Below are 25,396 nucleotides of genomic sequence, written 5' to 3'. Positions count from 1 at the left end.
GAAGCCGCTCAGCCGGCGCGCTTGGTGCGGATCGCCTTCGACGCGCGCGAGTTCGGTTCGCGGCCCAGCGCCTCGCTGATGTAGACGCCCGCGTCGATCAGCTTGTCGAGATCGATGCCGGTCTCGATGCCCATGCCGTGCAGCATGTAGACCACGTCTTCGGTCGCCACGTTGCCCGTTGCGCCCTTCGCGTAGGGGCAGCCGCCGAGGCCGGCCGAGGACGACTGGAAATTCCACACGCCCAGTTCGAGCGCCGCCAGCGTGTTGACCAGCGCCTGCCCGTAGGTGTCGTGAAAATGGCCGGAAACGGCATCGACATCGAAGTGCGCCAGCGTGGCCTCCATCGCCCCTTGCACCTTGCGCGGCGTGCCCACGCCGATGGTGTCGGCCACGTCCACGCGCTGCACGCCAATGCCCTTCATCAGCTGCGCGAGGTAGCCGACCTTGGCCGGTGCGATCTCGCCTTCATACGGGCAGCCCACGGTGCACGACATCGCGCCGCGCACGTGGATGCCCTTCTCGCGCGCCGCGGCCACCACGGGCGCGAAGCGTTCGATGCTCTCGGCAATCGAGCAGTTGATGTTCTTCTGGCTGAAGGCCTCGCTCGCGGCGCCGAACACCACGATCTCGTCGGGCCATTCCTCGCGCGGCGCGGCGATGGCGGCCTCGAAGCCCTTCATGTTGGGCGTGAGCACCGAGTAGCGCACGCCGGGCTTGCGCACGATGCCATGCATCACCTCGGCGTTGTCGGCCATCTGCGGCACCCACTTGGGCGAGACGAAGCTGGTGACCTCGATCTCCTTCAGGCCCGCGTCCTGCAGGCGGTGCACGAGGCCGATCTTGACCTCGGCCGAGACGGGCTGCTTTTCGTTCTGCAGGCCGTCGCGCGGGCCGACGTCGACGAGCTTGACGCGGGTGGGGAGTTTCATGGGATGTCTCTTATGTCGCGGGAGGATGAAAGACCGTCGGCCATTGTCCGACACATGGAAATGCCCTGCCGGACACACAGGCCGCGGAAGGTAGCAATGCGCGCCTGTGGGGTTGCAAATGGTGCCAACCGCACGGCACCCGGGCTCGGACGCAGACCGAAGCGGGCGCTAGACGGTTCCCCGCTGCTCGAAGCCGCCGGGTATGCCGCCCGCGGCGACAGCGTCGAGGCGCTCGTCCACGTCGACCGCATCCACGCGCGCACCGTCCGGCCCCTGCTGCGCCCAACGGACCAGCGCTTCGACCGCGCCAGCCTCGCCGATCGCCAGCGCTTCCACGCTGCCGTCGCGTCGGTTGCGCACCCAACCCTGCACGCCGAGCCGCTGCGCGGCCTGCACCATCGACCAGCGATAGCCCACGCCCTGCACGACGCCGCGGATGACGAGGTGGCGAGCGACGGTGATGGCGTTGTTCATGGCATTGCGATCAGTACGACTTGGGCAGCCCCAGTGCCTTCTCCGCGATGAAGTTCAGGATCATCTGCGGGCTCACCGGCGCGATGCGCGGGATGTAGCTCTCGCGCAGCAGGCGCTCCACATGGTATTCCTTCGCATAGCCCATGCCGCCCAGCGTGAGGATCGCGTTCTGGCAGGCATCGTGCGCCGCCTCGGCCGCGAGGTACTTGGCGGCATTGGCCTCGATGCCGCAGGGCTCGCCCGCGTCGTACAGCGTGGCGGCCTTGAACACCATCAGGTCGGCGGCCTCGAGGTTGGCCCAGGCCCGTGCGAGCGGATGCGCCACGCCCTGGTTCTGCCCGATGGGCCGGCCGAACACGATGCGCTCCTGCGCGTACTGCGAGGCGATGCGCAGCGCCGCGCGGCCGATGCCGATGGCTTCCGCAGCGATCAATATGCGCTCGGGGTTCAGGCCGTGCAGGATGTACTCGAAGCCGCGCCCTTCCTCGCCGATGCGATCCTCCTGCGGCACTTCGAGCCCGTCGATGAAGAGCATGTTCGAATCCACCGCCGCGCGGCCGAGCTTGTGGATCTCGCGCACCTCGACCTTGCTGCGGTCCAACGCCGTGTAGAACAGCGTGAGGCCTTGCGTGGGCTTCTTCACCTGGTCGATCGGCGTGGTGCGCGTGAGGATGAGCATGCGGTCGGCGACCTGCGCGGTCGAGATCCATATCTTGCGGCCGTGCAGCAGGTAGCTGCCGCCGGGCTGGCGCACCGCCTGCGTCTTGAGGCTGGTGGTGTCGAGCCCCGCGTCGGGCTCGGTCACGGCGAAGCAGGCTTTCTCGGTGCCCGCGATCAGCGGCGGCAGGAAGCGCTGGCGTTGGGCCTCGCTGCCGAACACCACCACCGGGTTGAGCCCGAAGATGTTCATGTGCACCGACGATGCGCCCGACATGCCCGCGCCCGACGCGCTGATGGCACGCATCATCAGCGCCGCCTCGGTGATGCCGAGCCCCGCGCCGCCCTGCGCCTCGGGCATCGCGATGCCGAGCCAGCCGCTCGCTGCAACGGCGCGGTGGAATTCATGCGGGAACACGGCGCGATCGTCGTGGTCGCGCCAGTAGTCGGCGGGGAAGTCCTCGCAGAGGCGTTCGATGGCCGCGACCAGCGAGCGCTGGTCTTCGTTCAGGGAGAAGTTCATTCTTTGCTGTCCTTCGGTGGGTCGGGTTGCAGCGTGACGCCGCGTTCGAGCATGCGGGCAATGGCCTCGTCGCCATATCCCGCTTCGCGCAGCAGCTCCACGCTCTGCTCGCCGATGCGCGGCGCGGGCCGGCGGATGGCGGTGGGCGTGGCGCCGTAGCGGCCGACCGGCGCGAGGGTGCGGATGCGGCCCTCGGTCGGGTGGTCGAGCTCGGGGTAGAAATCGACGGCGCGCAGGTGCGGATCGTCGAGCAGGCTCTCGGTGCTGTGAAGGCGCGCGACGGGGATATCGGCAGCATCGAGCGCGGCGAACCATTCGTCGCTGGTGCGCGTGGCCATCGCTTCGGCGACGAAGGCGTACACCGCGCCGATGTTCGCGGCGCGCGCGGTGTGCGTGCCGAACATCGGCGAATCGCGCAGCCCGGGGCGGCCGATCAGGTCGAAGAAGGCCTGCCAGTGCTTGTCGTTGTAGATCAGCACGCTGAGGTAGCCGTCGGCCGTGGCGTAGGGCTTGCGGTGCGGTGCGAGCAAGCGCGCATAGCCGGTGGGGCCGAGCGGCGGCTCGAAACTGTGGCCGCCGAGGTGGTCGCCCATGACGAACTGCGAGAGCGCTTCGAACATCGGCACCTCGACCGCCTGGCCCTTGCCGGTGCGTTGCGCGTGCAGCACGGCGGCGAGCAGCGCGATGGCGGCCTGCAGTCCGACGGCGCGGTCGGCGAGCGTGACGGGTGCATAGCGCGGTTCGCCGCCGCTTTGCTGCGCGAACAGCGAGGCCACGCCTGCCGCGCCCTGGATCAGGTCGTCGTACGCGGGCCTGCCGGCGTAGGGCCCCTGCTCGCCATAGCCGAAGGCGCCGAGGTAGACGATCTTCGGATTGGCCCCGGCCACCGCGTCGTAGTCAAGCCCGAGCCGCGCCATCGCCTGCGGCCGCGTGTTGTAGATCAATGCATCGCAACTTGCCGCGAGCTTCAGGCAGGCCTCGCGCCCTTCGGGCTGCTTGAGGTCGAGCACGATCGAACGCTTGTTGCGGTTCAGGTGCAGCGCCATCGCGCCCATGCCCGGGTGGCGCATGGGGCCGACAGCGCGCAGGTTGTCGCCGCCGGGCGGCTCGACCTTGATGACGTCGGCGCCGAGGTCGCCAAGCGTCTGCGTGGCGTAAGGCCCCATCACCACGGCCGTGAGGTCGAGGATGCGGATGCCTTGGAGAGGTCCGGAGGTGTTCATGTCTTCGCTCCTTCCCCCGCTGGGGGAAAGTCGGGATGGGGGCAGGCAGGGCGCCAAGCAGGGACGCCGCTTGCCCCCACCCCTGCCCTCCCCCAGCGGGGGAGGGATAAAGTCGGATCACTCATTCGGGCTGAATCCCCGCAGCCTGGATCAGCTTCTTCCATTTCGCCAGTTCCGACACCGTGAACGCCCCCAGCTCCTCGGGCGTACTGCCGAAGGCATCGAAGCCCAGCTTGCTCACACGCTCGCGGAAGGCCGCGCCGTTCGCCATCTCCGACAGCGCCTTGTTGAGCTTCAGCACGATGTCGCGCGGCGTGCCGGCCGGCGCGAACACGCCGTTCCACGAGGTGATGTCGAAGCCTTTCAGCTCGGGCGTGTCGGCCAGCGGCGGCAGCTCGGGGAAGAGCTTGGTGCGCTCCTGCGTCGTGACCGCAATCGCGCGCATCTTGCCGGCCTTCACCGTCGCAAGGCCCGCGGCGAGGTCGACCACCATCATCGACACCTGCCCGCCGATCAGGTCGGCAATGGCCGGCGGCGTGCTCTTGTACGGCACGTGCAGCATCGGCACGCCGCTCATGCGCGACAGCGTGGCGCCGCTCACGATGCCGGTGCTGTTGCCGCTCGCATAGGTCAGCTTGCCGGGGTGCGCGCGTCCCCAGGCCAGCAGCTCGGCCACGCTCTTCACGGGCAGGTCGTGGTTCACCACGAGCATGAACGGCAGGTTGCCCATGCGGCTCACGGGCGCGAAGTCTTTCACCGGGTCGTAGGGCAGCGACTTCATCAGGCTCGGGTTGGCCGAGTGCGTGGTGTTGGTGGTCATGAACAGCGTGTAGCCGTCGGGCGGCGCCTTGGCCACGGCTTCGGCGCCGATCACGCCGTTGGCACCGGCCTTGTTGTCGACGATGACCGAGCCCTTGAGCGCCTCGCCCAGCATCTGCGCGGTGATGCGTGCCACAGCGTCGGTGCCGCTGCCGGCCGCGAAGGGCACGACGATGCGTATCGGCTGCTTCGGGTAGCCGTCCTGCGCAAAGGCCCAGGGCACTGCACTGGCGAGGCCCGTGGCGGCACCGATGGAAATGAAACGGCGGCGGTTCGCCACCGCGACCGATGGCTCGGTCGCGTTCTTCGTTGTCTGCATTTGCTTGTCTCCGGGTGGTTGTCGTTCAGGGCCGGATCACGCGCTCCGGCAATTCCTCGTACGGCGGGCTGTAGATCACCAGCACGCGCACCGGCTCGTCGCTCACCACCGTGAAGGTGTGCATCGCGTCGGCCGGAAAAAAGCAGCTGTCGCCAGGGTGCAGCTCCTGCCGCTGGCCACCCACCTCGGCGACTGCACGGCCTTCGAGCATGTAGCAGACCTGCTCGATGCCCGGGTGCGCGTGCGGCAGCGCGCCCTTGCCCTTCTGGATGTGGCCGACCAGCACTTCGAGCTGCTTCGCGCCCACGGTCTCGGGGCCGATCAGGCGCTTGTTGAGCGTGCCGGTATGGTTGGCCGGGTGGTAGCCGTCGATCTCGTCCTCGCGGACGAAGTAGCGGGGGGTGCTTGCAGTCATCGGGGACTTTCGGTCTTGGGTTCGATGGCGAGGCAGGCCGAGCGCAGCATCGCCGCGATCTCCTCGATGCGCGCCTCCATGCGGTAGCGCGGACCGGCGACCGAGATGGCATAGGCCTCGCCGCCGATGCGCAGCGGCCAGGCCAGGCCGATCAGGTCGGGAATGCTTTCGCCGAGGTTGCCGTACCAGCCGCGCGCGGCAGAGCGCTGCAACTCGGCTTCGATGGCATCGGCGGTGGTGAGCGTGGCGTCGGTCAGCGGCGCGAGCGTCATGCCGTCGAGCAGCTTGCGGCGCGCTTCGGGCGTGAGCGTGGAGAGCAACGCACGCCCCAGCGAGTTGGCGTAAGCCGGGCGCGTCTCGCCCGACTCGGCCGTGTAACGAATGCTCTGCGGCGCGCTCAGCACTTCCAGGTACACCACCAGGCCCGCATCGCGGAACTTGGCGAACACCACGGTTTCGCGCGCAGCATCGCGCAACTCCTCGAGCGTGGCCTTCACCCGGTCGAGCACCGGGTCGTGGGCGGCGATGACCTGCGCCATCGCGAGCAGCCGGCCCGTCGGGTAGTAGCCCTGGCGGCGGCCGGTTTCGTACATGTAGCCCTGCTCTTCGAGCGTGCGGATCAGGCCCAGGCAGCTCGACACCGGCATGTCGAGCAGGCGCGCCATCTCGGACAGCGCCAGCGGCTGCTTCTCGCGAGCGAAGAGCTCGACGATCTCGATCACGCGGAATGCAGTTTTCACAGTCATGAAAATATTTTCATGTTTATGAAAAATCGGCGCTTCGGGGTTTCCCCTGCCCGCCTTGCGCCGCGGCGGGCTCGCAAAAGGTGACGCCGCCGTCAGTACCCGCGCGCCGGATCGACCACGCCGGCGATCGGCAGGCCCTGCTCCATCGCCCGGATCTTCCCGGCGATCTGCGCAATGGACTCCTCGCGCAGCGTGCGCGCCGAGCCGTGCGGCGTCACGGTGATCTTGGGATGCCGCCAGAAGGCGTGGTCGGCCGGCAGCGGCTCGACCTGGAACACGTCGAGCGTCGCGCCCGCGAGCTGGCCGGCGTCGAGCATCGGGATCAGGTCGTCTTCCACGAGGTGCGCGCCGCGCGCGATGCTGATCAGGTAGCCCTCGGGCTTCAGCTTGCCCAGCGTGTCGCGGTTGAGGATGCCGCGCGTCGCCTCCGTCAGCGGCAGCAGGTTCACGAGCACGCGCGTGGACGACAGGAACTCGTCGAACTGCGCCTCGCCGCTGAACACGCGCACGCCGTCGATCTCCTTCGGCGAACGGCTCCAGCCCAGCACCGGAAACTCGAACTGCGCGACCGCCTTGGCCACGCGCTCGCCGAGCACGCCCAGACCCATGATCCCGACCGGGAAGTCGCGCCGCAGCTTCGGCTTGCGGTAGCTCCACTTGCCCTGCTTCGCGTCGGCCTCGTAGGCGTCGAACTCGCGGAAATGGCGAATGAGCGTGTGGCAGACGTACTCCGCCATCTGCACCGACATGCCCGCGTCGTCGAGCCGCACGATGCGCGTGTGCGCCGGCACCTTCAGCTTGAGCAGCGCGTCGACGCCCGCGCCGATGTTGAAGATGCCGCGCAGCTTCGGTTGCTCGTCGAGAAACTCCTGCGGCGGCGCCCACACCACGGCATGGTCGGCCTGCGGCGCGCCGGGCCTCCAGGCCTCGATGACGGCATCGGGTAATTCGGCCTTGAGGCCCTCGATCCAGGGGTCCGGGCGGTTGTCGGTGAGGTAGACGGTGATTCGCATGGGGACGAATCTTAGTGAAGGCGCTGGCGCGGCGTTCGGGCCGCACGCGAAGGAGATCAGGGACGACGTCAGCGACGGGGTGGTGGGCTGCCCCCCGGGGGTCATGGGGTCAACCCGCCTTGATGCGGCGACGGCGCCACAGCACCCCAGCTGATACGGGCGGACGCCCGCAACGGGGTTAACTATTTTTCAGGCTGCGGCGGCACTCATTCGCAACAATTCCTCGCCTTCGGCCACCTGCTCGCCCGGCGCGAACATCAGCTCGTCCACCGTGCCGTCGGCCGGTGCCGCGATGGTGTGCTCCATCTTCATGGCCTCCATCACCGCGAGCGGCTGGCCGCGGCTGACCTTGTCGCCGGCCTTGACGGCAAAGGACACGACCTTGCCGGGCATCGGTGCCGTGAGCCGGCCGCCTTCGGCGTGGGTGTCGCCCGCATGGGCGAGGCGGTCGATGGCGGTGATCTTCGTCGCGCCTTTCGAGGCGAAGACGTGGGCCGTGGCGCCGTCGACGTGCACGTCGAGCGTCTGGCGCGTGCCGGCGAATTCGACCTCGAATTCACCGCTCGGGAACTGGCCGATGACCAGCGGGCCTTCGGCGCCGCCGGCTTCGAGCAACAGGCCGCCGTCGCGCTCGTAGGTCAGCAGGGCGGTCTGCTCGGCACCGCGGAACTCGAAGTCGAAGTGGCGCCGGTACTCGCCCAGCGAGCGCCAGCCGTCGCGCCGCGCAAAGGGATCGGGCATCTTCGCGGGCCACTCGGTGATCAGCGTGCGCGTGATCGCGGCGGCCGCGGCCAGCGGCAGTCCCAGCGGCTCGCGGTCGAACAGCACGGCGCGCTCGCGCTCGATCAGCGCGGTGTCGAGGTTCGCCTTCGAGAACGACTCGGTGGCCAGGATGCCGCGCAGGAACTGCACGTTGGTCGACACGCCCACGATCTGCACCTGCGCCAGCGCGGCGTCGAGCCGGGCCAGCGCCTCGTCGCGCGTGCTGCCGTGCACGATGAGCTTGGCGATCATCGAGTCGTAGAAGGGCGAGATCTCGCCGCCCTCGCGCACGCCGTCGTCGATGCGCACGCGGCTGCGCTGGAAGGCGGTCGCCTGCGGCTTGCGGTACACGCGCAGCGTGCCGGTGGCGGGCAGGAAGTTGTTGTCGGGGTTCTCGGCGCAGATGCGCGCCTCGATGGCGTGGCCGTGGATCTGCAGCTCCGCCTGCTTCGCGGGCAGCGTCTCGCCCGAGGCCACGCGCAGCTGCCATTCGACGAGGTCCTGGCCGGTGATCGCTTCAGTGACGGGGTGCTCGACTTGCAGCCGCGTGTTCATCTCCATGAAGAAGAAATTCATCTCGACGGAATCGGCCCCCACGCTCGGCACTGACGTGTCCTCGCTGCCCCCCGAGGGGGCGCTCGCTTGCTTGAGGCGGCCCGGCGCTGCGCGAGTTTCGCGCTGCTCGACGATGAACTCGACCGTGCCAGCGCCGACGTAGTTCACGGCGCGCGCCGCAGCGACGGCGGCCTCGCCCATCTGCCTGCGCATCGCCTCGGTCATGCCCGGCGCGGGCGCTTCTTCGAGCACCTTCTGGTGGCGGCGCTGCACCGAGCAGTCGCGCTCGAACAGGTACACGTAGTTGCCGTGCGTGTCGCCGAATACCTGGATCTCGATGTGGCGCGGGCGCTGCACGTACTTCTCGATCAGCACCGCGTCGTCGCCGAAGCTGTTGATGGCCTCGCGCTGGCAGGAGGCGAGCGCGGCGGCGAAGTCTTCCGCCTTGTCGACTGCGCGCATGCCCTTGCCGCCGCCACCCGCGCTGGCCTTGATGAGCACCGGGTAGCCGATGCGGTCGGCCTCGCGCTGCAGCAGCTGCGGGTTCTGGTCGTGGCCGTGGTAGCCGGGCACCAGCGGCACGCCGGCCTTTTCCATCAGCTGCTTCGACTCGGCCTTCAGGCCCATCGCCTTGATGGCCGAGGGCGGCGGGCCGATGAAGACCAGGCCGGCGTCGGCGCAGGCCTGCGCGAACTCTTCGTTCTCGCTCAGGAAGCCGTAGCCCGGATGTACGGCCTCAGCGCCCGTGGCCTTGGCCGCTTCGAGGATCTTTTCCCAGCGCAGGTAGCTGTCCTTCGGGGCACTGCCGCCGAGGTGCACCGACTCGTCGCAGGCGCGCACATGGTTGGCATGCGCGTCGGCATCGGAGTACACGGCGACCGTGCGAATGGCCATGCGGCGTGCCGTTGCAGCGACCCGGCAGGCGATCTCGCCACGGTTGGCAATCAGGATCTTCTTAAACATTCGGAGTGTCTCCCGGAGGATTCTTTTTCAGTTGAAACGCGGGCACGACGCCCGGATCGGGTCGGCCGCTGAAGATGCGGGCCACGCGGCTGAACAGCGCCTTGAGGAAACGCCAGCTCTTGCGGATCAGCCACACGCTGAGCACCAGCACGAAGACGAACAGCACCAGAAAGACCAGCGGATGCGCCACCGCGAGCCACAGCCCCGCCGGCACCATCGTGTCTTCGACCAGCGAAGCACCCACGTTCGAGAACGGCTCGGGCGAGGTGTTGATGGCCGCGCGCGTCGTCGCCTTGGCCGCGTGCGCGGTGGCAGCGAAGCTGCCGCCCAGCAGCGCGGCGACGATGGCCATCACACCATGGTCGGCGCCGAACACGCTGGCTGCGAGCGCGGCACCGGCCGGGATGCGGATGGCGGTGTGCACCACGTCCCACAGCGAATCGAGGCCGGGGATCTTGTCGGCGAAGAATTCGACGAACACCATGAAGCCACTGGCTGCGATGACCACCGGATGCGCCAGCAGTTGCAGCCCGCTCGGCAACGGCACCCAGCCGAAGTAGCCGACAAGTCCGGTCAGCAGCACGACGAGGTAGAGCCGCACGCCACTGGCCCAGCCGATGGCGGCGGCCAGTGCGAGCAGCTGGGGCATGTCGAGTGCGTTCATCGCGTGTGCTCAGCGGCCCAGCCAGGACGGCTTGCGCTTCTGCAGGAAGGCCTGCACGCCTTCACGGCCTTCCTCGCTCGCGCGGATGTCGGCGATGCCTTCGACGGTCTTCGCGATCAGTGCGTCGTCGATCTCGCGGCCGGCCACGTCGGCGATCAGTTGCTTGCACGCGCGCACGGCGGCCGGACTTGCACCGGTCAACGCCTTCACGAGTTCGTCGACCTTGGCATCGAGCGCATCGGCGGCAACCACTTCATGCACGAAGCCGATGCGATGCGCTTCGGACGCAGTGAAGCGCTCGGCCGTGAGGAAGTAGCGCTGCGACGCGCGGGTGCCCATGGCGCGCAGCACGTAGGGGCTGATGGTCGCGGGCACGAGGCCGATCTTCACTTCGCTCAGGCAGTACCAGGCCGTGTCCACGCTCACGGCCATGTCGCAGGCCGCGACCAGGCCCATGCCGCCCGCATACACGTCACCCTGCACGCGCGCGATGGTGGGCTTGGGGCACTCGGCGATGGTGCGCAGCATGGCGGCCAGCTTGCCCGCGTCGGCGATGTTCTCGTCGCGCGTGTAGTCGGCCATGCGGCGCATCCAGTTGAGGTTCGCGCCCGCGCAGAAGGCCGGGCCGTTCGCGCCGAGCACGATGGCTTTCACCTGCGGCGCGGCGCCGGCTTCGGTGAAGGCCTGCGTCAGCTCTGCGATGACGACATCGTCGAAGGCGTTGCGGGCATCGGGCTGGTCGAGCCAGATGCGGGCGACGGCGCCTTCTATTTGGAGATCGAGTTTTTCGAAATCACTCATGGAGTACGTGCGTCCTGTTGAATCCTGGAGAGTTGGTTGACGCGGCCGATGCGCTGGCGCGGGTCGGACTTCCACACCACGCGATCGTCCACGGCATAGAGCCAGCAGGTCTTTCCTTCGCGTTCGCAGGTGTTCAGGACATCGGCCATCGCCGCACCGCCGGAAGCGAAGGCCGCGCTGCCATCGGCCGCGACGGCAAAGGCGCGCGGCAGGGGCAAGGCAAGGAATCCAAGATAGCGGTCCCTGCTCTGCTCACGCACGGGCACCACGGAGGAATCGTTGACGTCGGCAAAGTGGCTGTCGGTCGGCAACCTGTAGAGATTGGCGACGGGACCCTCGGTTGCCACTTTGCGTTCGGCTGCAGCAGGCTTGGGCTTCTGATAGACCACGGTGTAATCGACCGCGTAGACACTGCACTCCCCGTGGTGGCGCTCTGTGCAATATTCCAGCGCCCGCTGCGTCGGATCCGACGGCCGGTTGATGTCGCGCGGCACCAGGCCATCAGCCCAGTGGACCCAGGAACTGTCGCCAGACCGCCGAATGACGAGGGTCCGCGGTGGCTTGCTCTGCAGGAATTTCTGATACACCGCACGACCTTCCGCGTTCAGCCCCGGAACGGCATCGACGTCATCGACCCCGACACTTGCTGTCGCCACCGCGCCGCCATCGCCCCCCGCCACTCCGCGCAGATGCACTTCAGCGCTTCCGGTGCCCGCATGGCATTCATAGGCCCCGGGCGTCGACAGCAGGGCGCCTTCGTAAAAACTCTCGACCTGCGTCACCGTGTGCACGCCACGCGCCCGCGCCGCCTGGGCCAGCGCCACCAGCGTATTGCGCATGGCCTCGCGGCAGGTCTCTTCGTCGCTGCGGATCACCGGCCGGCCGTCGCCGTAGCGCTGCGTGGTGGAGTACGGCCGGGCATAGCTTTCGGCCTTGAGCATCTGCGACTGCGACACCAGGGGCTGCGGCGTGGCGGCAAAGCGAAGCTGCACGTCGTTGCCGATGGCCTCGCGCGTGGCGGGCTGCTGCATCACCGGATAGATGGGCAGCACCAGCCGCGTGTCGCGGGCAAGCGCGGGCATGGCCAATGTCGCCAGGCAAGCAGAAAGCACGAGAAAGCCGACTCCCAGCTGACTTGTACCAAGGGGTTTCGAGATCATGGGATCACTTCCTGTTCGAAGCCGGCGGAGGCCGACTTACATGCGGAAGATACCGAATTTCGGTTCTGGAATGGGTGCGTTGCGCGCGGCCGCGAGGCCCAGCGCCAGCACCCGCCGCGTATCCGCCGGATCGATGATCCCGTCATCCCACAGCCGCGCGGTCGCGTAGTAAGGATGGCCCTGGTCTTCGTACTGCTGGCGGATCGGGGCCTTGAAGGCTTCTTCCTCTTCCTTGCTCCAGCTGCCGCCCTTGAGTTCGATGCCGTCGCGCTTCACCGTGGCCAGCACGCTCGCGGCCTGTTCGCCGCCCATCACGCTGATGCGTGCGTTGGGCCACATCCAGAGGAAGCGCGGGCTGTAGGCGCGGCCGCACATGCCGTAGTTGCCGGCGCCGAAGCTGCCGCCGATGATGATCGTGAACTTGGGCACGTTGGCCGTGGCCACGGCCGTCACCATCTTGGCGCCGTGGCGCGCAATGCCTTCGTTCTCGTACTTGCGGCCCACCATGAAGCCGGTGATGTTCTGCAGGAACACCAGCGGGATCTTGCGCTGGCAGCACAGTTCGATGAAGTGCGCGCCCTTCTGCGCCGACTCGCTGAACAGGATGCCGTTGTTGGCGACGATGCCCACGGGCATGCCCTCGATCTCGGCGAAGCCGCAGACCAGCGTGGCGCCGAAGCGCGCTTTGAACTCGTGGAACTCGCTGCCGTCGACGATGCGCGCAATGATCTCGCGCACGTCGAAGGGCTTGCGCGTGTCGGTGGGAATCACGCCATAGAGTTCTTCGCGCGGGAATGCAGGTGCGCGCACCGGGGTGTTCGCCGGCGTTGCCGCCGCGGCCTTCGCGTTGAGGTTGGCCACCGCCGAGCGCGCGAGCGCCAGCGCGTGCAGGTCGTTCTGTGCGAGGTGGTCGACCACGCCCGACAGACGCGTGTGCACGTCGCCGCCGCCCAGGTCTTCGGCCGTCACGACCTCGCCGGTGGCGGCCTTCACGAGCGGCGGGCCGCCCAGGAAGATGGTGCCCTGGTTCTTCACGATGATCGATTCGTCGCTCATCGCCGGCACGTAGGCGCCGCCCGCCGTGCACGAGCCCATGACCACCGCGATCTGCGGAATGCCCTGGGCGCTCATGTTGGCCTGGTTGTAGAAGATGCGGCCGAAGTGCTCGCGGTCGGGAAACACCTCGTCCTGGTTCGGCAGGTTGGCGCCGCCCGAGTCGACCAGGTAGATGCACGGCAGGCGGTTCTGCTCGGCGATCTCCTGCGCGCGCAGGTGCTTCTTCACCGTCATCGGGTAGTAGGTGCCGCCCTTCACCGTGGCGTCGTTGCACACGATCATGCAGTCCACGCCGTTCACGCGGCCGATGCCGGTGATGATGCCGGCGCCCGGTGCCGACTCCGCGCCCTTGCCGTCGAGGTACATCGCATGCGCGGCCAGCGGCGCGATCTCGAGGAAGGGCGTGCCCGGGTCGAGCAGCTCGGCGACGCGGTCGCGCGGCAGCAGCTTGCCGCGCGACGTGTGCTTGGCGCGCGCGGCCTCGCCGCCGCCTTGCTCCACTTTGGCGAACTGCTGGCGCAGGTCGTCGACGAGCGCGCGCATCGCTGCGGCATTGGCCTGGAAGTCGGCCGAACGGGCATTCAGTTTGGTTTCGAGTTGGCTCATGCTGTCTTTTCTTGGCTGAGGCCGAGTTGCTCGGTCATGGCATCGCGGATCTTGAATTTCTGGATCTTGCCGGTCACCGTCATCGGGAACTCGGTGACGAACTGGATGTACTTCGGCACCTTGTAGTGCGCGATCTGGCCCTTGCAGAAATCGCGGATCTCGGTGTCGGTTGCGGTCTGGCCGGGCTTGACGATGATCCAGGCGCAGAGTTCTTCGCCGTACTTTTTATCGGGCAGGCCGACCACCTGCACGTCCTGCACCTTCGGGTGGCGATACAGGAATTCTTCGATCTCGCGCGGATAGATGTTCTCGCCGCCGCGGATCACCAGGTCCTTGATGCGGCCGACGATGTTGACGTAGCCCTCGGCGTCCATGGTGGCGAGGTCGCCGGTATGCATCCAGTGCTCGGCGTCGATGGCTTCGCGCGTCTTCGGCTCGTCTTCCCAGTAGCCGTGCATCACCGAATAGCCGCGCGTGCAGAGCTCGCCCGATTTTCCGACCGGCATGATTTCGCCGGTCTCGGCGTCGACGATCTTCACTTCGAGGTGCGGCTGCACGGTGCCCACGGTCGACACGCGGCGGTCCAGCGGCGTGTCGGTGCTGCTCTGGCAGCTCACGGGGCTGGTCTCGGTCATGCCGTAGGCGATGGTGATCTCGCTCAGGTGCATCTCGCTGACCACGCGCTTCATCACCTCGATGGGGCACGGCGAGCCGGCCATGATGCCGGTGCGCAGCGTCGACAGGTCGAACTCCCTGAAGCGCGGATGGTCGAGCTCGGCGATGAACATCGTCGGCACGCCGTGCAGGCCGGTGCACTTCTCGGCCTGCACCGTCTCGAGCACGGTGAGCGGGTCGAAGCCGTCGTTCGGGTACACGATGGCCGAGCCGTGCGTGAGGCAGGCGAGGTTGCCCAGCACCATGCCGAAGCAGTGATAGAGCGGCACCGGAATGCACAGCCTGTCGACGGGCGACAGCTTCATGCACTCGCCGATGAAGAAGCCGTTGTTCAGGATGTTGCGGTGCGTGAGCGTCGCGCCCTTGGGAAATCCGGTGGTGCCGCTGGTGAACTGGATGTTGATCGGGTCGGTGGCCTTCAGCGTCTTCTGCACCTGCGCGACGCGCGGGTCGTTGGCGTCGCCGCTTGCGAGCAGTTGCGAAAAGCGGCGCATGCCCGGCTGCTCGGCGCCCTCGCCCGGCTTCGCGTCGATCCAGAAGGTGTGGGCCAGCTGCGGCAGCTTCGCCGGGCCCAACTCGCGCAGCATGCCGAGGTAGTCGCTGGTCTTGAACTGCGCCATCGTCACCAGCGCCTTGCAGCCGACCTTGTTGAGCGCGTATTCGAGCTCGGAGGTCCGGTAGGCGGGGTTGATGTTGACGAGGATCAGGCCGACCTTGGCGGTGGCGATCTGCATCAGCACCCACGCGACGTTGTTGTGCGACCAGATGCCGACACGGTCGCCGGGGGCGAGGCCGAGGTTCAGCAAGGCGCCGGCGAGGCGGTTCGATTCGGTCTGCAGCTCGCGGTAGGTGAAGCGCTGGCCTTCATGGCGGCTGACGAGCGCCTCGCGGTCGGGCTGCTTCGCAACCATGTGGTCGAAGAAGTCGCCGATGGGCTGTCCGATGAGGGGGACATCGGTGGCGCCCTTGCCGTAGCTCTCGGTCAGTGCTGCAGTCATGTTCATTTCCTTGTCTCCGTTTGTCTTGCTCCTTCCCCCTCTGGGGGAAGGCTGGGATGGGGGCTCGCGGCGCCTGTTCGGTGCAGTGCCTCATCGAACGCCGCTTGCCCCCACCCCCGCCCTCCCCCAGAGTGGGAGGGAGAAAAACATCCTAGGCCGTTTCCGAAAACAGCTCGCGCCCGATCAGCATGCGTCGGATCTCGCTGGTGCCGGCCCCGATCTCGTACAGCTTGGCATCGCGCCACAGCCGTTCCACCGGAAACTCCTTCGTGTATCCCACGCCGCCCAGCGCCTGGATCGCCTCGCCGGCCATCCACGTGGCCTTCTCGGCCGAGTACAGGATGGCGCCGGCCGCGTCCTTGCGGAAGGTGCGCGCATGGTCGTTGCGGTCGCAGGCCTTGCCCACGGCGTACACGTAGGCGCGCGTGGCCTGCCAGGTCGAGTACATGTCGGCCAGCTTGCCCTGCATGAGCTGGAACTCGCCGATGCTCTGGCCGAACTGCTTGCGCTCGTGGATGAAAGGCAGCACCGCGTCCATGCACGCCGCCATGATGCCCAGCGGGCCGCCCGAGAGCACGGCGCGTTCGTAGTCGAGGCCGCTCATCAGCACCTTCGCGCCCATGCCTTCGCCGCCGAGCACGTTCTCTTCGGGCACTTCGCAGTTGTCGAAGAACAGCGGGAAGGTGTTGGAGCCGCGCATGCCGAGCTTGTCGAGCTTGGTGCCGGCCGAAAAACCTTTGAAGTTCTTTTCGACGATGAAGGCCGTCATGCCGCGCGCGCCCATCTCGGGTTCGGTCTTGGCGTAGATGACCAGCGTGTCGGCGTCGCCGCCGTTGGTGATCCACATCTTGCCGCCGTTGAGCACGTAGTAGCCGTTTTTCTTCTCGGCCTTGAGCTTCATGCTCACCACGTCGGAGCCGGCGTTGGGCTCGCTCATGGCCAGCGCGCCGACGTGCTCGCCGCTCACCAGCTTGGGCAGGTACTTTTTCTTCTGCGCCTCGCTGCCGTTGCGGTGGATCTGGTTCACGCACAGGTTGGAGTGCGCGCCGTACGACAGGCCCACCGAAGCCGAGGCGCGCGAGACTTCTTCCATGGCCACGATGTGCGCCAGGTAGCCCAGCTCGGTGCCGCCGTACTCTTCCTTCACTGTCATGCCGTGCAGGCCGAGCTCGCCGAGCTTCTGCCAGAGGTCGTGCGGGAACAGGTTGTCGCGGTCGATGGCGGCGGCGCGGGGTGCGATCTCGTGGGCGGCGAAGTCCTGGATCGCGCTGCGCAGCGAGTCGATGTCCTCGCCCAGGTCGAAGTTCAGGCCGGGATCGTGCATGTGTCTTGTCTCCTCTGAAGGGTCTGCGCAGTGCTACCCGCGCTGGATGGCGCTTGCGAAAGATCGCAGCTTACGCCTCGCTGTTTCGCAATTGGCGCCACAATGGTTGCAAATTGCGCCACGCCCGATCCGCATATCCATGTCGTCCCCGTCCTTCCTGAGACCTGCCCGCGCCGTCACGCCGATGGCCTTCGTGCGAGCCATCGTGCAGGGCTACGAGCGCTACGGCAAAGACCCGGCCGAGGCCCTGAAAGCGGCACAGATCACGCCGCGCGATCTGGCCCGCCCGGGCGCGCGGGTCACGGCCGCGCAGTTCGAGGCGCTGTCGGGCCATGCCATGCAGGAGCTCGACGACGAGGCGCTGGGCTGGTTCTCGCGGCGCCTGCCCTGGGGCAGCTACGGCATGCTGTGCCGTGCCTCGCTGACCTCGCCCGACCTGGGCGTGGCCATCAAGCGCTGGTGCCGCCACCACCGGCTGCTGACCGAGGACATCGGCCTGGCGCTCGAGGTGGCGGGCGGCGTGGCCACCTTGCGCATCACCGAGAACCGCCCGCTCGACGATGCCTTCCGCGAGTTCTGCCTCGTGACCAGCCTGCGCTTCATGCACGGCTACATGTGCTGGGCCATCGACTCGCGCATCTCGCTGCGCAGCGCGACCTTTCCATTTGCCGCGCCGCCGCACCGCGACGCCTACGCGCCGATGTTCACGCCCGAGGTTCGCTTCGACGCGCCCAAGGCCGGCATCAGCTTCGACGAACGCTACCTCGCCCTGCCGCTGCAGCGCGACGAACGCGCGCTGCGCACCATGCTCAAGCGGGCGCTGCCACTGACCATCCTGCAGTACCGGCGCGACCGCCTGCTGGGCCAGCGCGTGCGCGAGCTGCTGCGTTCGCGTGCGAGCGAGGCCACCACGGCCGAGGCGCTGGCTGCGCTGCTCAACGTGTCGAGCCGCACGCTGCACCGGCAGCTGCACGAGGAAGGCACGTCGCTGCAGGTGCTCAAGAACGAGGTGCGCCACGAGGTCGCCGTGGAACAGTTGCGGCGCACGACGCGCCCCATCAAGCAGGTGGCGCTGGCGGTGGGGTTTCGCAACGAGAAGAGTTTTTCGCGCGCATTCCTGCAATGGACAGGGCACGCGCCGCGCGACTTCCGGCAGCAGGGGCTGTAGGCGGCCCCTGCCGTGCTCAGGTGGCCGGGGCGTCGATCAGCGCGAGCGCGTCGGCAATCGACTGGCTGTCTTCCGGACGCACCAGCTTCGCGACTTCCTTGCCGTCACGCATGAACACCAGCGTGGGCCAGAGCCGCACGTTGAACGAGCGGCCCAGCGGGCGGCCGCTTCCGTCTTCCACCTTGATGCGGCGCACGCCCGGGTACTTGGCAAAGGCCTCGGCGATGTTCGGCTGCGCGGCCTTGCAGATGCCGCACCAGTTGGTGCCGAACTCGACCACGGCGGGGCCGCTGAGTGCATCGATTTCGCTGCGATCGGGCTGCTCGGTCTTGTATTCGGAATTCATGCCCTTCATTCCACCAGAAACTCAGGCCGCCTGCAGGCCATAGCCCGAAAGCAGCGCCGGCAGTTCGGCCATGTCGCTGAACACCTTGACCGCGCCCACGCTCAGCAACGGGCCGGGGCCGCTGTGGCCCGATTCGCCCGTGCTGTAGCCGAACACCGTGGCACCGGCGGCCACGCCCGCCATCGCACCGGTGACGGTGTCTTCGACGATGGCGCAGCGCTTCGGATCGACCCCGAGGGCTTCAGCGGCGGCGAGGTAGACATCGGGATGCGGCTTGGAGCGCGGCATCTCGTGGCCGCTGAAGATGCGGCCCTCGAAACAGTCGAGCAGGCCGACCTTGGCCAGCTGCAGCTCGACCTTGTGGCGGTCGGCACCCGAGGCACAGGCAATGCGGCCCTTGAGCCTTGCATGGATGTCCCGGATGGCCGCAGGGGCGTTGGGTATCGCCGTGAGAGTGCGTTCGAGGGCTTCGTTGCGGCGCGCCCGGAACGCCTTCAGCCACTCGGCGGTGATGGCGAAGCCCGTCTTCGATTCGATGAGGGCGGCTTCGTCCTTCACGGCCTTGCCGGTGAAGGTGTTCATCGACTCTTCGGTGGTGATGTGCCAACCGAGTTCGCCGAGCATTTCGGCGAGCACGCGGTTGGTGATGGGTTCGGAATCGACGAGAACGCCGTCGCAGTCGAAGAGAACTGCGGAGAAGGGGAAGAGGGTCATTGCGCTGCAGGGTTCGGGGGAGTTCCCCATGGTAGCAACGACCCCGGGCGCGCTCAGGCCGCCGGCTTGATCGGGATGTAGATTTCGCCCCCGCCCGCCATGAATTCCCTGGACTTCTGCTCCATCCCGTCGGCCAGGGCCTCGGCCTCGGCCACGCCCTTCTTCGCGGCGTACTCTCGGACCTCCTGCGTGATCTTCATCGAGCAGAACTTCGGGCCGCACATCGAGCAGAAGTGAGCGACCTTGCTGGAGTCCTTCGGCAGCGTCTCGTCATGGAATTCGCGCGCCGTGTCCGGATCGAGGCCCAGGTTGAACTGGTCCTGCCAGCGGAACTCGAAGCGCGCCTTGCTCAGCGCGTCGTCGCGCGAGCGTGCGCCCGGATGGCCCTTTGCCACGTCGGCCGCATGCGCGGCGATCTTGTACGCAATGATCCCCTGCTTCACGTCGTCGCGGTCGGGCAGGCCCAGGTGTTCCTTGGGCGTCACGTAGCAAAGCATCGCGGTGCCGGCCCAGCCGATCATCGCGGCGCCGATGGCGCTCGAGATGTGGTCGTAGCCCGGCGCGATGTCGATGGTCAGCGGGCCGAGCGTATAGAACGGCGCCTCGTGGCAATGCTTGATCTGCTCGTCCATGTTGGCCTGGATCATGTGCATCGGCACGTGGCCCGGGCCTTCGATCATGGTCTGCACGTCGTGCTTCCATGCGACCTGCGTGAGCTCGCCCAGCGTGCGCAGCTCGGCGAACTGCGCTTCGTCGTTGGCATCGGCGCCCGAGCCCGGCCGCAGGCCGTCGCCCAGCGAGAAGCTCACGTCGTACGCCTTCATGATGTCGCAGATGTCCTCGAAGCGCTCGTACAGGAAGCTCTCCTTGTGGTGCGCGATGCACCACTTGGCCATGATCGAACCGCCGCGCGAGACGATGCCGGTCATGCGGTCGGCCGTCAGGTGGATGAATGGCAGCCGCACGCCCGCGTGGATGGTGAAGTAGTCGATGCCCTGCTCCGCCTGCTCGATCAGCGTGTCGCGGAAGATCTCCCAGGTCAGGTCCTCGGCCACGCCGCCCACCTTCTCGAGCGCCTGGTAGATCGGCACGGTGCCGATGGGCACCGGCGAGTTGCGCACGATCCAGTCGCGCGTGGTGTGGATGTTCTTGCCGGTCGAAAGATCCATCACGTTGTCGGCGCCCCAGCGGATCGCCCACACGAGCTTCTCGACCTCTTCCTCGATGCTCGACGTGACGGCGGAGTTGCCGATGTTGGCGTTGATCTTGACCTTGAAGTTGCGGCCGATGGCCATCGGCTCGACTTCGGGGTGGTTGATGTTGGCCGGAATGATGGCGCGGCCGCGCGCCACCTCGTCGCGCACGAACTCGGGCGTGATGATGCGCGGAATCTGCGCGCCCATCGGGTTGCCGGCCACGCGCTTCGCGCGCGCCTCGTTGGCGAGGTATTCGGCCATCCACTCGCGCTTGCCGTTCTCGCGCAATGCCACGTATTCCATCTCGGGCGTGACGATGCCGCGGCGCGCGTAGTGCATCTGCGTGACATTGGCACCCGACTTGGCGCGGCGCGGCGTGCGCTGCAATGCGGAAGCTCCGGCGCGCAGTTCGGCCAGGCGCTGGGCGTCGTGGTCATGCGCATGCTTCAGGCCTTCGTCGAGCGCCTGGTGCGAACGGCCTTCGTAGATCTCGGTGTCGTTGCGCTCGGCGATCCATGCATCGCGCACGCCAGGCAGGCCGCGGCGCACGTCGATCTCGACCTTGGCATCGGTGTACGGGCCGGAGGTGTCGTAGAGCGATACGGTCTCGCCGTTGGTCAGCAGCACGTCGCGCACGGGCACGTTCAGGTCGGGCCGGCTGCCCGAGATCAGGCACTTGTGCGACGCGGGAAAGGGCTCGCGCGTGAGCGAAAGCAGCGAGGTGAACTTGTCGGGGGCATTCATGGCAGGCACTCCTTGTTGAGGAAAGGGTGCTCCGCAATCGCTCGGTGGGCTTTGGAGAAACCCGTCACGGAAGGGGGAGTGACGGACCGAAGCCAGGGAGTGCAGCTCTTCTTACGCCGGTATGACCCGGATCAAGTTCGCGGGTCGGCTGCTTTGCCATCTCAGCACGCCACATGCGTACACCCCGGAGCGGGGCCGATTGTGCGGGCCTGCGCCCGGCGCGTCAACCCAGGGGCTGCTGCAGGTCGCCGTCCAGGTAGTACCAGCGCCCGTCCTCGCGCACGAAGCGGCTGCGCTCGTGCAGGCGCGTGGCGGCGCCCGTGGCCGCGCTGCGCTGGCGCGCGACGAATTCGATCTCGGCATGGTCCGCGTCGAGCACCGAGCGCGAGCGGATGTCCAGCCCCAGCCATTTGACGCCCGGCTCGAACTCGATCGAGGCCGGCCGCTTCGACGCATGCCAGGTGGCGAGCAGGTAGTCGCCGCGCTCCAGCACGAAGGCCGAATAGCGCGAGCGCATCAGCGATTCGGCGTCGGGCGCGGGCGTATTCTGGAAATCGTCGAGGTAGCGGCCGCAGCACAGGGCGTAGCCGATGGGCTTGTCGCGGCGGTCGGTGCGGCCGCAGGGGCAAGGTCCGGTGGTGGGATCGATGGCGCTCATGGAGACCGCTATTGGAACACCTCGCGGCCCGGGTGCCGACAGGGCAAGCCCCGAAACCGGTCGATCGGGCGCGTTTGCGCTGCCGCGCGGGGTTCCTGCGGGCATTCACCCTTGGCGCGGCGCTTGCTGGACGCTAGGGTCTGTCATCAATCAAACGCCCTCGCGAACCCCTGCTGCGCGGTGCAGGGGTTCCCTCCGGGCTGGCCCCGCCATACGGCGTCTGCTTTATCGGCCGGCTTGCCCATGGGTGGCCATGGGCCGCGCCGCCCTCCGCACATCCACCGCATGGCGGGGCCAGCGCGAGGGCGTTTGATTGATGACAGACCCTAGCGCTGCAACGACCCCATCGAGAAAACCGGCGATGTACCTCACAGGCACTGAACAGCACGCCCTGCGCGGCGTTTTCGCGCTGCTGGCGGAAGACGACCACGGCGAACGGGAGATTCGCGAGCATCTGGGCCGGGCCCTGCTCGACCTGCTGCACGCGGACCAGTTCGCCTCCTTCGTGTGGGATGCCGGGAGCGGCAACTTCGGCGCGCGCGTGGCGCTGCACATGGACCCTGCCAACCTCGACCGCTACGCGCAGTGGCATCAGCACCACGACCCGATCACCTTCGTGCTGCAGTCGCGCCGCCGCGCCACGCGCGTGACGGAGGTGATGCCGCAGCGCGAACTGATGCGCACCCCCTTCTTCAACGACTTTCTCGCGCGCGACGGGCTGCACTGGGGCATGAACCTGCACGCCTTCGAGGGCGGGCGCGCACTGGGCGACCTGCGCATCTGGCGCCGCAAGGGCCGCGGCGATTTCGGCGATCACGAGAAGGCGCTGCTGGACCTGATCGAGCCGGCGTTCGCGGGCGCCCTGCAACGGGCGCAGCGCGCGGCGGCTTCGGCCGCGGCAGTGCCCGCGCCCGCCGCATGGACTTTGCTCAGCGCACGCGAGCAGGAAGTGGCCCGATGCGTGCGCGAAGGGCTCACCGACAAGGAGATCGCGCGTCGCCTCGCAGTGGGCGTGCCGACCGTGCGGACCTACCTGCGGCGCATCTTCGACAAGCTGGGCATCGAGCGCCGCTCGGCGCTGGCAGGCTGGGTGGCGCCGCCCGCGCGCTGACCCGGCGCGCTTACTTCGGCGCCGGCAGGCGGCCCAGTACTTTTTCCACCGCGAGGCCCACGGCCAGCAGCCTGCGGTCGCTGCCGGCCGGCCCGTCCAGCTCCAGGCCCACGGGCAGGCCGCTGGTGGCGCCAAGGCCGGAGGGCAGTTGCACGCCCGGAATGCCGGCGTTGCTGCCGGGGTCGGTGTTCCGGATCAGCGCGCCGAAGTTCTCGGGGCTGCTGGCTTCGGGCGCCGCGGCCAGCGCCACGCCGGGCACCGTCGGGAACACCAGCGCATCGAGCCTGTGCTTCGCGAAGGTGTCGCGGTAGAGCTTGCGCAGCGCGGGGCGAGCGACGTGCATCGCGTGCTCGTAGGCCGGCCTGGCGTCGACCACGCCGTTGGCTACGGGCAGCTTGCGCGGGACAACGAAGGCCTCGAAGGTCCCCTTGACGTCGGGGCTCGCAATGCCGGCCGTGAGCTGCGCGATGTCGATGCCCGTGCGGTACTTCGCGAGGTAGGCCGCCATGTCGTCGTACGCCTCGTAGAGCGCGAGCGGGAAGCCGACCGCGCCGTTGAGCTCCATCAGCCCCGGCATGTCCACGTCCACCAGCGTGGCGCCGGCCGCGCGCAGTTTCGCGAAAGCGGCGTCGGTGGCGGCGCGCGTGTCGGTGTCGAGGCCGGCCTGGAAGGCGGGCACCACGCCGAGCCGCACCCGCTTCAGATCGGCCGGCTTCAGCGGAGCGCCGCCGGCAATGATGCTGTCGAGCAGCGCCACGTCGGCCATCGATTGCGCCATCGGCCCTGCGGTGTCGCGCGTATGCGAGATCGGCGCAATGCCTTGCTGCGGATAGCGCCCCACCGTGGGGCGCAGCGACGCGCAGCCGTTGAACGCACACGGAATGCGCACCGACCCGCCCGTGTCGGTGCCCAGCGCGGCCGGCGCCATGCGCGCGCCCAGCGCGGCGCCATTGCCCGACGACGAGCCGCCCGCGATGCGGCTCGGGTCGTAGGCATTGCGCACGCCCACCTCGGGGCCGGTCTGGAACGCGGGGTTGTAGCCGGTGACGCCGAAGGCCAGCTCGTGCATGTTCGTCTTGCCGAGCACGACGGCGCCGGCCGCGCGCAGCCTGGCGACCACCGGCGCGTCGGCGGTCGACACGAAACCCTTGAGCGCGGGCGTGCCGGCTGTCGCGGGCAGGCCCCGCACCTGGATGTTGTCCTTGATGGCCACCGGCAGCCCGGCCAGCGGCGTGCACGCGCCGCCGCGCTTGCGCAGTGCATCGGCGGCGCGCGCGGCTGCCAGGGCGCCGGCTTCGTCGAGCGTGACGAAGGCGTTGAGGTTCGCCTTGGCCTTGGCCTGCGCGAGGTAGGCCGACACCAATTGCTCGCTGGTGACGGTGCCGGCGCACAACTGCCGCACGGCTTCGGTCGCGGTCAGTGTGGCGATATCGGGGACGGCAGGCTGGGCATTGGCGCAGGGGCCGAGCGCAGCGGCGAGCGGCAATGCCGCAAGCCATGCGGCGCGGGAGACGGGGGTGGCAGAAGTCATGGCAAGGCACTCCGTGAAAGAGGCAGCCATGGTGCGCCGGCGCGGGGCGCCTGTCTGTCATCCAAACCGATGACAGACAGGCGGCGTCGCTCACGCGAGAGCGCGTTGGATCAACAGCTTCTGGATGTCCGACGTACCTTCGTAGATCTGGCACACGCGCACGTCGCGGTAGATGCGCTCCAGCGGAAAGTCGTTCACGTAGCCGTAGCCGCCCAGCGTCTGGATGGCGGCGCTGCATACGCGCTCGGCCATCTCGCTCGCGAACAGCTTGGCCATGGCTGCTTCCTTCAGGCACGGCCGCCCCGCATCGCGCAGGCTGGCGGCATGCCAGATCAGCTGGCGCGCGGCTTCGAGCTGCGTGGCGCATTCGGCCAGCCTGAAACCGACGGCCTGCTGGTCGAAGATCGAGCCGCCAAAGGCCTGGCGCTCCTTGGCATAGGCCAGCGCCACGTCGAAGGCGCTGCGCGCCATGCCCACGCTCTGCGCGGCAATGCCGATGCGCCCGCCCTCCAGCGCGCCGAGCGCGATCTTGTAGCCCTCGCCCTCGGCGCCGATCAGGTTCTCGCACGGAATGCGACAGCCGTCGAAGTTGATCTGCGCGGTGTCGCTGCTGTGCTGGCCCAGCTTGTCTTCCAGGCGCGCGACGTTGTAGCCCGGTGTGTCGGTCGGCACGATGAAAGCGCTCATGCCGCGCTTGCCCGCGCCCTTGTCGGTCACCGCGATGACGATGGCCGCCTGGCCGTTCTTGCCGCTGGTGATGAACTGCTTCACACCGTCGATCACGTAGCCGTCGCCGTCCTTGCGCGCGGTGGTGCGCAGGCTCGATGCATCGCTGCCGGCTTGCGGCTCGGTAAGGCAGAAGGCGCCGAGCATCCGGCCCTGCGCCAGCGGCTCGAGCCACTTCTTTTTCTGCTGCGCGTTGCCATAGCGCATGAGGATGGCGTTGACGGGGCAGTTGGTCACGCTGATGGCGGTGCTGGTGCCGCCGTCGCCGGCCGCGATTTCTTCGAGCACCAGCGCGAGCGTGAGGTAGTCGAGGCCCGCGCCACCGTCTTCCTCGGGTACGCAGATGCCGTAAGCACCCAGTGCCGCAAGGCCTTGGTGAGCCTCCTTGGGAAAGCTGTGCTCGCGGTCCCACTTCGGGGCGTTGGGCCACAGTTCGGCTTGCGAGAAGTCGCGCACCGCGTCGCGGATGGCTTCCTGGTCGGGGCTGAGCAGCATGGCGTTGTCTCCTGTCCGTCTTTTT

At 68.0% G+C, this 25,396-nt stretch carries 23 protein-coding genes; 2 read left to right on the top strand and 21 right to left on the bottom strand.

What is annotated here, in order from left to right:
• Positions 1-8: 8 nt before the first annotated feature.
• The 15 genes from AC1DFC_RS13180 to AC1DFC_RS13110 all read right to left on the bottom strand — a co-directional run bounded on the left by AC1DFC_RS13180 (position 9) and on the right by AC1DFC_RS13110 (position 16,682).
• Positions 9-929: a hydroxymethylglutaryl-CoA lyase gene (locus tag AC1DFC_RS13180; RefSeq protein WP_007827858.1), complete on the bottom strand. Its 921-nt coding sequence runs from the start codon at positions 927-929 to the stop codon at positions 9-11.
• Between the two features lie 168 nt (positions 930-1,097).
• Positions 1,098-1,403, bottom strand: a complete 306-nt coding sequence (locus AC1DFC_RS13175) for an acylphosphatase (RefSeq protein ID WP_478179372.1) — start codon at positions 1,401-1,403, stop codon at positions 1,098-1,100.
• Between the two features lie 10 nt (positions 1,404-1,413).
• On the bottom strand, positions 1,414-2,583 hold the full coding sequence (locus tag AC1DFC_RS13170; RefSeq protein ID WP_007827846.1) for an acyl-CoA dehydrogenase family protein: 1,170 nt from the start codon (positions 2,581-2,583) through the stop codon (positions 1,414-1,416).
• The gene (locus AC1DFC_RS13165) at positions 2,580-3,806 is read right to left on the bottom strand and encodes a CaiB/BaiF CoA transferase family protein (protein ID WP_007827844.1); all 1,227 of its coding nucleotides are present in this window, start codon (positions 3,804-3,806) and stop codon (positions 2,580-2,582) included. Before AC1DFC_RS13165 ends, AC1DFC_RS13170 begins: the two co-directional genes overlap by 4 nt.
• A 121-nt stretch (positions 3,807-3,927) precedes the next feature.
• The gene (locus AC1DFC_RS13160) at positions 3,928-4,944 is read right to left on the bottom strand and encodes a Bug family tripartite tricarboxylate transporter substrate binding protein (protein ID WP_478179371.1); all 1,017 of its coding nucleotides are present in this window, start codon (positions 4,942-4,944) and stop codon (positions 3,928-3,930) included.
• A 25-nt stretch (positions 4,945-4,969) separates the two neighbouring features.
• Positions 4,970-5,359: a cupin domain-containing protein gene (locus AC1DFC_RS13155; RefSeq protein WP_007827840.1), complete on the bottom strand. Its 390-nt coding sequence runs from the start codon at positions 5,357-5,359 to the stop codon at positions 4,970-4,972.
• Positions 5,356-6,105 carry an IclR family transcriptional regulator gene (locus tag AC1DFC_RS13150; RefSeq protein ID WP_413315883.1) on the bottom strand — a complete coding sequence of 250 codons (750 nt, stop codon included), beginning with the start codon at positions 6,103-6,105 and terminating at the stop codon, positions 5,356-5,358. The genes AC1DFC_RS13155 and AC1DFC_RS13150 overlap by 4 nt, the downstream gene beginning before the upstream one ends.
• Positions 6,106-6,197: 92 nt before the next feature.
• Positions 6,198-7,118 (bottom strand): 2-hydroxyacid dehydrogenase, encoded by a 921-nt coding sequence (locus AC1DFC_RS13145; RefSeq protein WP_413335606.1) that lies wholly within the window; start codon positions 7,116-7,118, stop codon positions 6,198-6,200.
• Positions 7,119-7,307: 189 nt separating this feature from the next.
• A complete protein-coding gene (locus AC1DFC_RS13140; protein ID WP_478179370.1) occupies positions 7,308-9,398 on the bottom strand; it encodes an acetyl/propionyl/methylcrotonyl-CoA carboxylase subunit alpha in 2,091 nt (696 codons plus the stop codon).
• Complete coding sequence (locus tag AC1DFC_RS13135; protein WP_007827835.1) at positions 9,391-10,062, bottom strand: DUF4126 domain-containing protein; 672 nt, start codon at positions 10,060-10,062, stop codon at positions 9,391-9,393. Before AC1DFC_RS13135 ends, AC1DFC_RS13140 begins: the two co-directional genes overlap by 8 nt.
• 9 nt (positions 10,063-10,071) lie before the next feature.
• Positions 10,072-10,863 carry an enoyl-CoA hydratase/isomerase family protein gene (locus AC1DFC_RS13130; RefSeq protein ID WP_007827833.1) on the bottom strand — a complete coding sequence of 264 codons (792 nt, stop codon included), beginning with the start codon at positions 10,861-10,863 and terminating at the stop codon, positions 10,072-10,074.
• Positions 10,860-12,023 carry a hypothetical protein gene (locus tag AC1DFC_RS13125; protein WP_478179369.1) on the bottom strand — a complete coding sequence of 388 codons (1,164 nt, stop codon included), beginning with the start codon at positions 12,021-12,023 and terminating at the stop codon, positions 10,860-10,862. Before AC1DFC_RS13125 ends, AC1DFC_RS13130 begins: the two co-directional genes overlap by 4 nt.
• Before the next feature lie 36 nt (positions 12,024-12,059).
• Positions 12,060-13,685: a carboxyl transferase domain-containing protein gene (locus AC1DFC_RS13120; protein ID WP_478179368.1), complete on the bottom strand. Its 1,626-nt coding sequence runs from the start codon at positions 13,683-13,685 to the stop codon at positions 12,060-12,062.
• Positions 13,682-15,364 (bottom strand): AMP-binding protein, encoded by a 1,683-nt coding sequence (locus AC1DFC_RS13115; RefSeq protein ID WP_478179367.1) that lies wholly within the window; start codon positions 15,362-15,364, stop codon positions 13,682-13,684. Before AC1DFC_RS13115 ends, AC1DFC_RS13120 begins: the two co-directional genes overlap by 4 nt.
• Positions 15,365-15,509: 145 nt before the next feature.
• Positions 15,510-16,682, bottom strand: a complete 1,173-nt coding sequence (locus AC1DFC_RS13110) for an isovaleryl-CoA dehydrogenase (RefSeq protein WP_413336216.1) — start codon at positions 16,680-16,682, stop codon at positions 15,510-15,512.
• A 139-nt stretch (positions 16,683-16,821) separates the two neighbouring features.
• Between AC1DFC_RS13110 and AC1DFC_RS13105 the strand changes: the two genes are divergently transcribed.
• The gene (locus AC1DFC_RS13105; protein WP_413315552.1) at positions 16,822-17,850 is read left to right on the top strand and encodes an AraC family transcriptional regulator; all 1,029 of its coding nucleotides are present in this window, start codon (positions 16,822-16,824) and stop codon (positions 17,848-17,850) included.
• Positions 17,851-17,866: 16 nt separating this feature from the next.
• Here AC1DFC_RS13105 and AC1DFC_RS13100 read toward each other — a convergent pair whose 3' ends face one another.
• The 4 genes from AC1DFC_RS13100 to AC1DFC_RS13085 all read right to left on the bottom strand — a co-directional run bounded on the left by AC1DFC_RS13100 (position 17,867) and on the right by AC1DFC_RS13085 (position 21,508).
• Positions 17,867-18,196, bottom strand: coding sequence for a thioredoxin family protein (locus AC1DFC_RS13100; RefSeq protein WP_413336218.1), 330 nt, complete (start codon positions 18,194-18,196; stop codon positions 17,867-17,869).
• A gap of 21 nt (positions 18,197-18,217) precedes the next feature.
• Positions 18,218-18,910, bottom strand: a complete 693-nt coding sequence (locus AC1DFC_RS13095; protein ID WP_007827811.1) for an HAD family hydrolase — start codon at positions 18,908-18,910, stop codon at positions 18,218-18,220.
• A gap of 53 nt (positions 18,911-18,963) precedes the next feature.
• Entirely contained in the window at positions 18,964-20,850 is a 1,887-nt protein-coding gene (gene thiC, locus AC1DFC_RS13090; RefSeq protein ID WP_478179366.1) for a phosphomethylpyrimidine synthase ThiC, read from the bottom strand.
• A 223-nt stretch (positions 20,851-21,073) separates the two neighbouring features.
• Positions 21,074-21,508 (bottom strand): YchJ family protein, encoded by a 435-nt coding sequence (locus tag AC1DFC_RS13085; protein ID WP_007827801.1) that lies wholly within the window; start codon positions 21,506-21,508, stop codon positions 21,074-21,076.
• A gap of 361 nt (positions 21,509-21,869) precedes the next feature.
• Between AC1DFC_RS13085 and AC1DFC_RS13080 the strand changes: the two genes are divergently transcribed.
• A complete protein-coding gene (locus AC1DFC_RS13080) occupies positions 21,870-22,619 on the top strand; it encodes a helix-turn-helix transcriptional regulator (protein WP_007827799.1) in 750 nt (249 codons plus the stop codon).
• 10 nt (positions 22,620-22,629) lie between these two features.
• Here the strand turns inward: AC1DFC_RS13080 and iaaH are convergent, their stop codons facing one another.
• Together iaaH and AC1DFC_RS13070 are read right to left on the bottom strand one after the other, a co-directional pair.
• Complete coding sequence (iaaH, locus tag AC1DFC_RS13075; protein WP_478179365.1) at positions 22,630-24,150, bottom strand: indoleacetamide hydrolase; 1,521 nt, start codon at positions 24,148-24,150, stop codon at positions 22,630-22,632.
• 90 nt (positions 24,151-24,240) lie between these two features.
• Positions 24,241-25,371: an acyl-CoA dehydrogenase family protein gene (locus AC1DFC_RS13070; RefSeq protein ID WP_413336224.1), complete on the bottom strand. Its 1,131-nt coding sequence runs from the start codon at positions 25,369-25,371 to the stop codon at positions 24,241-24,243.
• Between the last annotated feature and the right edge of the window lie 25 nt (positions 25,372-25,396).

Source organism: Variovorax sp. 10L421 (genome assembly GCF_056395365.1).
Note: the sequence above shows the minus strand (reverse complement) of the source record. Positions and strands in the feature narration are given on the sequence as shown.

Excerpts from the sequence above, each read along its gene's own strand:
- iaaH (WP_478179365.1), bottom strand. The coding sequence starts at position 24,150 with ATGACTTCTGCCACCCCCGTCTCCCGCGCCGCATGGCTTGCGGCATTG.
- AC1DFC_RS13095 (WP_007827811.1), bottom strand. The coding sequence starts at position 18,910 with ATGACCCTCTTCCCCTTCTCCGCAGTTCTCTTCGACTGCGACGGCGTT.
- AC1DFC_RS13150 (WP_413315883.1), bottom strand. The coding sequence starts at position 6,105 with ATGACTGTGAAAACTGCATTCCGCGTGATCGAGATCGTCGAGCTCTTC.
- AC1DFC_RS13145 (WP_413335606.1), bottom strand. The coding sequence starts at position 7,118 with ATGCGAATCACCGTCTACCTCACCGACAACCGCCCGGACCCCTGGATC.
- AC1DFC_RS13125 (WP_478179369.1), bottom strand. The coding sequence starts at position 12,023 with ATGATCTCGAAACCCCTTGGTACAAGTCAGCTGGGAGTCGGCTTTCTC.
- AC1DFC_RS13180 (WP_007827858.1), bottom strand. The coding sequence starts at position 929 with ATGAAACTCCCCACCCGCGTCAAGCTCGTCGACGTCGGCCCGCGCGAC.
- AC1DFC_RS13100 (WP_413336218.1), bottom strand. The coding sequence starts at position 18,196 with ATGAATTCCGAATACAAGACCGAGCAGCCCGATCGCAGCGAAATCGAT.
- AC1DFC_RS13135 (WP_007827835.1), bottom strand. The coding sequence starts at position 10,062 with ATGAACGCACTCGACATGCCCCAGCTGCTCGCACTGGCCGCCGCCATC.
- AC1DFC_RS13070 (WP_413336224.1), bottom strand. The coding sequence starts at position 25,371 with ATGCTGCTCAGCCCCGACCAGGAAGCCATCCGCGACGCGGTGCGCGAC.
- AC1DFC_RS13120 (WP_478179368.1), bottom strand. The coding sequence starts at position 13,685 with ATGAGCCAACTCGAAACCAAACTGAATGCCCGTTCGGCCGACTTCCAG.
- AC1DFC_RS13115 (WP_478179367.1), bottom strand. The coding sequence starts at position 15,364 with ATGAACATGACTGCAGCACTGACCGAGAGCTACGGCAAGGGCGCCACC.
- AC1DFC_RS13140 (WP_478179370.1), bottom strand. The coding sequence starts at position 9,398 with ATGTTTAAGAAGATCCTGATTGCCAACCGTGGCGAGATCGCCTGCCGG.
- AC1DFC_RS13155 (WP_007827840.1), bottom strand. The coding sequence starts at position 5,359 with ATGACTGCAAGCACCCCCCGCTACTTCGTCCGCGAGGACGAGATCGAC.
- AC1DFC_RS13130 (WP_007827833.1), bottom strand. The coding sequence starts at position 10,863 with ATGAGTGATTTCGAAAAACTCGATCTCCAAATAGAAGGCGCCGTCGCC.
- AC1DFC_RS13160 (WP_478179371.1), bottom strand. The coding sequence starts at position 4,944 with ATGCAGACAACGAAGAACGCGACCGAGCCATCGGTCGCGGTGGCGAAC.
- AC1DFC_RS13085 (WP_007827801.1), bottom strand. The coding sequence starts at position 21,508 with ATGAGCGCCATCGATCCCACCACCGGACCTTGCCCCTGCGGCCGCACC.
- AC1DFC_RS13080 (WP_007827799.1), top strand. The coding sequence starts at position 21,870 with ATGTACCTCACAGGCACTGAACAGCACGCCCTGCGCGGCGTTTTCGCG.
- AC1DFC_RS13175 (WP_478179372.1), bottom strand. The coding sequence starts at position 1,403 with ATGAACAACGCCATCACCGTCGCTCGCCACCTCGTCATCCGCGGCGTC.
- AC1DFC_RS13170 (WP_007827846.1), bottom strand. The coding sequence starts at position 2,583 with ATGAACTTCTCCCTGAACGAAGACCAGCGCTCGCTGGTCGCGGCCATC.
- AC1DFC_RS13105 (WP_413315552.1), top strand. The coding sequence starts at position 16,822 with ATGTCGTCCCCGTCCTTCCTGAGACCTGCCCGCGCCGTCACGCCGATG.
- AC1DFC_RS13165 (WP_007827844.1), bottom strand. The coding sequence starts at position 3,806 with ATGAACACCTCCGGACCTCTCCAAGGCATCCGCATCCTCGACCTCACG.
- thiC (WP_478179366.1), bottom strand. The coding sequence starts at position 20,850 with ATGAATGCCCCCGACAAGTTCACCTCGCTGCTTTCGCTCACGCGCGAG.
- AC1DFC_RS13110 (WP_413336216.1), bottom strand. The coding sequence starts at position 16,682 with ATGCACGATCCCGGCCTGAACTTCGACCTGGGCGAGGACATCGACTCG.